A 5,113-nucleotide genomic window follows, 5' to 3' on the forward strand; every position below is an offset into this window, starting at 1 on the left:
CACCCTGCGGGCTGCTGATGATGCTCACCGGCAGGCCGGGCGACGGATTGTTCTCGATCAGGAGGCGCTTGGAGTCACCCAGCACCAGCGACTCGGCATTCTTTTCCCACTCGGCCAGCATCTGCATCGCATCGCCTTCGTACACACCATTTTGCAGGTCGACGGAGCGCATGAAACTGTCGGACATGCGGGCGAAATCCTCGATCTCGCCGATCTTCATCGCATAGTCGGCCGCCAGGTATTCGTTGGCCATGTCGAACATGGCGCGCGTGTCAGGGTCGCCGTTGATGATGGCTTGCGCAGACTTGATGGCCGAATGGGCGTTGTCCATCATTTCCTTCTTGCGCTCCTTGACCTTGATCTCGCTTTGCATGTCCTTGATGAGGAAGTTCGACACCTCCTGGTACTTGGCGAGCACGCGGTACAGCAGTTCCAGTTTCGCCAGCAGGTCCTGATAGGTCAGGTTGGCGTCGTTCATGCGGCCCACTTCACGCGAAGCCAGCGCTGCGTCCATCGTCTTGTTCTGCTTTTTCGCCTCGCTCATCAGCCGCAGGGATCCGTCGCGCGACTTGTTGTTGTTGGCTATCTCTTCCTTGCACTGGCGAATCATCCCGGAAAGCTTGGCGATGCGGGTGTTCATGTTGGCGAGCTTGTCCTGCAGCTCTTCCACATAGTTTTTCATGATGCCGATGGGATCGATCTCCACGAACACTTGCGTGATCTTGCGCATCAGGCTCATGTACATGTACTTGCCCAGGCGCCAGAAACGCTTGTCGGTAATGATGAAGCCGAGCACCACCACCACAACGCCCAGCAATGCGGCATAGATGGTGTTTTGCAGCAGCGTGATGATGTAGGGCAGAGCCTTGTAAAGCAGGAAACCGGCGCCGGCGATCAGGCTGACGCCAACGATCTGGCCGGTCACGCCTTCCGGGCGCTCCCAGAACGATTTGGGTTTGAAATTCTGTGGAATGAGGTTCACAGTTCTGTCCTTTGATTCTGCGTATACGGATCGGGAATGTTCAGCGCTTCAGGCGCCGAGGTAGCGCACGACTTTTGCCCTGGCTTCCACCAGCTGGGCCTTGACCACGGCCAGCGCGCTTTCAAACCGGATGTTGACTTCAACGATCTCCGCGCGCTTGGCCGCGATTTCTCTTTCGAACCCGGCGATTTTTTTGTGGGCGGTCTCCACTTCCTGCTGGATCTGCCCCAGCCTTTCCTGCAGGCGAGCGCGCTCTTCGTCTACCTTGGCGACTGAAGCACGCAGGGAATCTATCTCCCGGATTCGCGCATTGATCTGCAGGTCCTGCTGGTTTTTCGCCTGGCCATGAAAGCGCTGGGATTCCGCTTCAAGCGCGGGAAGATGCTGCATGTCGATGGACTGGACGATCTGGTCCACCGTCCGCGTCTTGCCCACAATGCCGAATGCGGCCTTGTAGCGCGACGCCTCGTCAGGAATGAAGGCCTCCAGCGGCGTGACGGCCTCGACCAGCGCCGTATAGGCCGTGGTTTTTTCCATCACGACTTCCATCATGCGGTCCACCATCGGGTTTTTGGCTTTGGCAGCCGCCACATTGGCGGCGGCCGATGGCAAGGGAGCTGGCGCCGTGATGGCCGATTTGTCCGCAGAGGCAGGTGCGCCGGGAGTGGGTTCAGGCTCAAACAAGACGTCCCGGAGTTTTCCAAAAAAGCCGGATCCGCCCTCGGGTGGCGTGGTGTTGTCTGTCATGGTTCCCTCACTCCTCGGTAACAATTTTTCCGGCTCACTGCGGCTGTTTTCCAGGCGCAGGCGCATCTCGCGGCCATATAGTCGTTGATGACTATATAGCAGCACCCSGTTTCTTCCCCAAAAACCAAGGGTACGAGCCCCTTTCAGCCGGACACAATGTCTGATTTCCCAGACACCCCGCCCACCTTCCTGCTTTACTTTTTACTTACTTCGCGTCGCTGTACACCGTGGCGCGCGAAACGCCCATGTGCGCGGCGGCAATCTCGGCGCCGCGGCGGATCTCCAGGTAGCCGGCTTTCTTGAGGTCTTGCACCAGCTGCTTGCGGTCTGCGGGCTTGAGCGATCGTGATGTCGTGGCCCGCGCTGCGGCAAATTCGTCAATGCACTGCTGTATGCGGTCGGCATTGGCGGCGTCCAGTGTTTCGGTGACGGCGCTGCTTTCAATGGCGGTGAACTGCGACATCGCCGCCTGGAAACCGTTGAACAGCGTCAGGTCCACGTTCAGGCAGATCGCCGCCACGTATTCGCCTTCTTCATTACGGATGCCCACCGACGTGCTCTTGACCTTGCGGCCGTCGGCGAACTGGTTGGCGTAGTTGGCGATCACCGCGGGGTAGTCCGGGTCCTGGATGCGCGCCAGGCCCAGCTCGGTGGCGGGCTGGCCCAGGCGGCGGCCGCTCAGGTTGTTTTCAATCGCCAGGATGGCGTTCTTCGGGTGCGTCAGGTCGTGCACCACCACTTCGCAAAACGGCGCAAACGTTTTGCCCAGGCCTTCGGCAATGTTCTTCAGCTCGGCGAGCAGATGTTTGTTGCTGGGCGTGTTGCTGGGTTTTTTCATGGTGCGCGGCCTCCGGCGAGTCAGGCGATTCAAATTTCAGACAAATTGTCCAGGCGGCCATCGTATCGCACCACGCGGCATTTATGGAACAAAAGGCCGGCGCCCGTGCGCGGCAGCCGGACAGCAGTCGCAAGCAAATTCCTACACAGAGCCTGCCCAGCCTCCTGCACCGCACGGCCGCTACAGCAGCGAAAGTACAACGCTATCTGCCGCGGCTTGCTTTGCTTCAGCGCGGCGTCTGTTGTCCATACCCATTCAACCAATCAACAACTACCCCTTCAAAGGAGGCCCTCATGTTGAACCGATTGCACCAATCCAGATTCAAGCTCGGCAGCGTGGCACTGGCCGCCGTGGCCGCTTCTGCCCTGGCACTGGTGACCCTGCCCGCCGCAGCCCAGACCAGCACCACCGCTGGCACCCCAACAGCGGCAGATGCCGGCAAGCTGGCCCGTGCCGACAAGGGCATGCTGGACGACCTGGCCCAGGCCAACATCGCTGAAATCGAGTCCGGCAAGATGGCACTGGAAAAGTCACAGAACGCCGAGATCAAAAAATTTGCGCAGCAAATGATTGAAGACCACAACAGCGCCCTGGCCGAAGTGCAGGCACTGGCCCGCGCCAAAGGTGTGACCGTGCCCGACGGCCCCGGCGTGATGGCCAAAACCAAGGCCACCGCAATGAAGGCCCTGTCGGGCAACCTGTTTGACACGGAATACGCCAAACGTTCTGGCGTGGGCGACCATGAAGCCACCATCAAGCTGCTGACCAAGATCCAGAAGGACGCCAAAGACGCCGACCTGAAGGCGCTGGCCGGCAAGATGCTGCCCAAGGTGGAGGCCCATCTGGAAATGGCCAAGGCCGTAGTACCGACCAAGTAAGTCGCCAAGTAAGCTACTCATCGCGGGCTGTTGCCCGCGCCCTGGGTTCCCTCATTTTTTAGAAAGACGCTATGTCAATTATCTGGACCATCATCATCGGCTTCATCATTGGCTTTGTCGCCAAGTTCCTGATGCCCGGCCGTGACCCTGGCGGCTTCATCATCACCGTGCTCATCGGTATTGCGGGCTCATTCCTTGCCACCTACCTGGGCGCGGCCATGGGCTGGTACCAGCAAGGCGAAACGGCCGGCTTCATCGCCGCCGTGCTTGGCTCCATCGTGCTGCTGCTGGGTTACCGCCTGATCGCCAAGCGCTGAGCAAGCCGTAAAAACGCCAGCCAGACGCCCCGGTGCATTCACGTGCACCGGGGCGTTGTGCTGTGCGGCTCACCCGCGTGCGATTTGCGAAAAAAGTTTTAAACCTGACCGCAACGCCGCTGCATGGGCCGCCCTTTTGCAGGCCCGCCGCGCCTGCGATTGACGCACGCAAATTTCCTCTTGAAATTTTTTGGGCGATTCCTACATCCTCTTCCCGGGCGCCGGAAGCCGCTTTTTTGGGGATTTTCCGGCGCACTGATGTTCAACCCGAATGGAGGTTTTCGCCATGTACCGATCGTTATTTCCGCGCGACATGCTCGCCGAACTCGATCGCCTGCAGCGCGACGTGCAGCAGGCCTTCGATCTGTCTCCCAGCATTCGCGGCTTTGGCCGCAGCAGCTTTCCCGCCCTGAACATTGGCGGCACGCCGCAAACCATAGAGGTGTATGCCTTTGCGCCGGGCATTGACCCGAAGTCACTCGACGTCAGCCTGGAGCGCGGCCTGCTCACCATTGCCGGTGAGCGCAAGACTGAACTGCCCGAAGCGGGCGCGCAGTCGACGCTGCACATCAACGAGCGCTTTGCCGGCGCCTTCCGCCGCGTGCTCACCCTGCCCGACGACGCCGACCCCGACGCCGTGAACGCCAGCTTCAAGGACGGCCTGGTCCACATCACCATCCAGCGGCGCGCATCGGCCCAGCCGCGCCGCATCACCATCCAGTGAAAGGAGGCAAACCATGAACTACGCAAACACCCAGCAAACCAGCGGCAGCAGTGGCGCCGCACGCAGCAACGGTAATGGAAGTGCCAACAACGGCAGCACCTCCGGCCGCAGCATGCAAACCAGCCAGACGGGCGAGGTGACGCAGAAAGAAACATCGCGCTACGCCAATGGCGCGCTGACGCCGCCAGTCGACGTGCTGGAAGACAGCACCGGCATTACGCTGTATGCCGATTTGCCCGGCGTGCCGCGCGACAAGCTGCACCTGCAGGTAGAGGCCGACACGCTGACGATTGACGCCGAGTCAGCCCTGTCTGCGCCCGAAGGTCTGCAGTCAACCCACACCGAAGTGGGGCTGGGCCGCTTTCACCGCGTGTTCACGCTCAGCAAAGAGCTAGACACCGAGAAAGTCAGCGCCGAGCTGGCGAACGGCGTGCTGAAGCTGCGCATACCCAAGGCGCAGCACGCACAGCCCCGGCGCATCGAAATCAAGGCAGCCTGATCGCGCCCCCGCACGACCGCGCCGGCCTGCTTACTTGGCCGGCACCGGCGTGCGCTGCGCCGGGTCGTAGAAAAACGTTTCTTCGGCAATGCGCTCGCCTTCCCAGCGCTGGTAAGCCAGCTCTTCCA

The 5,113-nt window shown here is 60.6% G+C and carries 7 protein-coding genes and 1 pseudogene; 4 read left to right on the forward strand and 4 right to left on the reverse strand.

All coding sequences use genetic code 11. The features are described from left to right. The 3 genes from AC1D1P_RS13800 to AC1D1P_RS13810 all read right to left on the reverse strand — a co-directional run. On the reverse strand, positions 1 to 982 hold a 982-nt coding region (locus AC1D1P_RS13800; protein ID WP_477673380.1), incomplete at its 3' end, for a hypothetical protein. 48 nt (positions 983 to 1,030) lie between these two features. Continuing rightward, a complete protein-coding gene (locus tag AC1D1P_RS13805) occupies positions 1,031 to 1,729 on the reverse strand; it encodes a zinc ribbon domain-containing protein (RefSeq protein ID WP_477673381.1) in 699 nt (232 codons plus the stop codon). Between the two features lie 205 nt (positions 1,730 to 1,934). Further along, positions 1,935 to 2,567, reverse strand: coding sequence for a helix-turn-helix transcriptional regulator (locus AC1D1P_RS13810; protein ID WP_477648756.1), 633 nt, complete (start codon positions 2,565 to 2,567; stop codon positions 1,935 to 1,937). Between the two features lie 293 nt (positions 2,568 to 2,860). Between AC1D1P_RS13810 and AC1D1P_RS13815 the strand changes: the two genes are divergently transcribed. The 4 genes from AC1D1P_RS13815 (at position 2,861) to AC1D1P_RS13830 (ending at position 4,985) form a co-directional block, all read left to right on the forward strand. Then, positions 2,861 to 3,445 (forward strand): DUF4142 domain-containing protein, encoded by a 585-nt coding sequence (locus AC1D1P_RS13815; protein WP_477673382.1) that lies wholly within the window; start codon positions 2,861 to 2,863, stop codon positions 3,443 to 3,445. Between the two features lie 71 nt (positions 3,446 to 3,516). Continuing rightward, a complete protein-coding gene (locus AC1D1P_RS13820; protein WP_457282025.1) occupies positions 3,517 to 3,762 on the forward strand; it encodes a GlsB/YeaQ/YmgE family stress response membrane protein in 246 nt (81 codons plus the stop codon). Positions 3,763 to 4,048: 286 nt separating this feature from the next. After that, positions 4,049 to 4,486: an Hsp20/alpha crystallin family protein gene (locus AC1D1P_RS13825; protein ID WP_477673383.1), complete on the forward strand. Its 438-nt coding sequence runs from the start codon at positions 4,049 to 4,051 to the stop codon at positions 4,484 to 4,486. Positions 4,487 to 4,598: 112 nt separating this feature from the next. Continuing rightward, entirely contained in the window at positions 4,599 to 4,985 is a 387-nt protein-coding gene (locus AC1D1P_RS13830) for an Hsp20/alpha crystallin family protein (RefSeq protein ID WP_477673384.1), read from the forward strand. 30 nt (positions 4,986 to 5,015) lie between these two features. Here AC1D1P_RS13830 and AC1D1P_RS13835 read toward each other — a convergent pair. Continuing rightward, positions 5,016 to 5,113, reverse strand: a pseudogene (locus tag AC1D1P_RS13835) (nuclear transport factor 2 family protein); the annotation flags it as partial.

This window comes from Polaromonas sp. P1_E1_2 (genome assembly GCF_056406035.1).

What these genes read in the sequence shown, in the direction of transcription:
- AC1D1P_RS13825 (WP_477673383.1), top strand. Translation starts at nt 4,049, where the DNA reads ATGTACCGATCGTTATTTCCGCGCGACATGCTCGCCGAACTCGATCGC.
- AC1D1P_RS13820 (WP_457282025.1), top strand. Translation starts at nt 3,517, where the DNA reads ATGTCAATTATCTGGACCATCATCATCGGCTTCATCATTGGCTTTGTC.
- AC1D1P_RS13805 (WP_477673381.1), bottom strand. Translation starts at nt 1,729, where the DNA reads ATGACAGACAACACCACGCCACCCGAGGGCGGATCCGGCTTTTTTGGA.
- AC1D1P_RS13815 (WP_477673382.1), top strand. Translation starts at nt 2,861, where the DNA reads ATGTTGAACCGATTGCACCAATCCAGATTCAAGCTCGGCAGCGTGGCA.
- AC1D1P_RS13830 (WP_477673384.1), top strand. Translation starts at nt 4,599, where the DNA reads ATGCAAACCAGCCAGACGGGCGAGGTGACGCAGAAAGAAACATCGCGC.
- AC1D1P_RS13810 (WP_477648756.1), bottom strand. Translation starts at nt 2,567, where the DNA reads ATGAAAAAACCCAGCAACACGCCCAGCAACAAACATCTGCTCGCCGAG.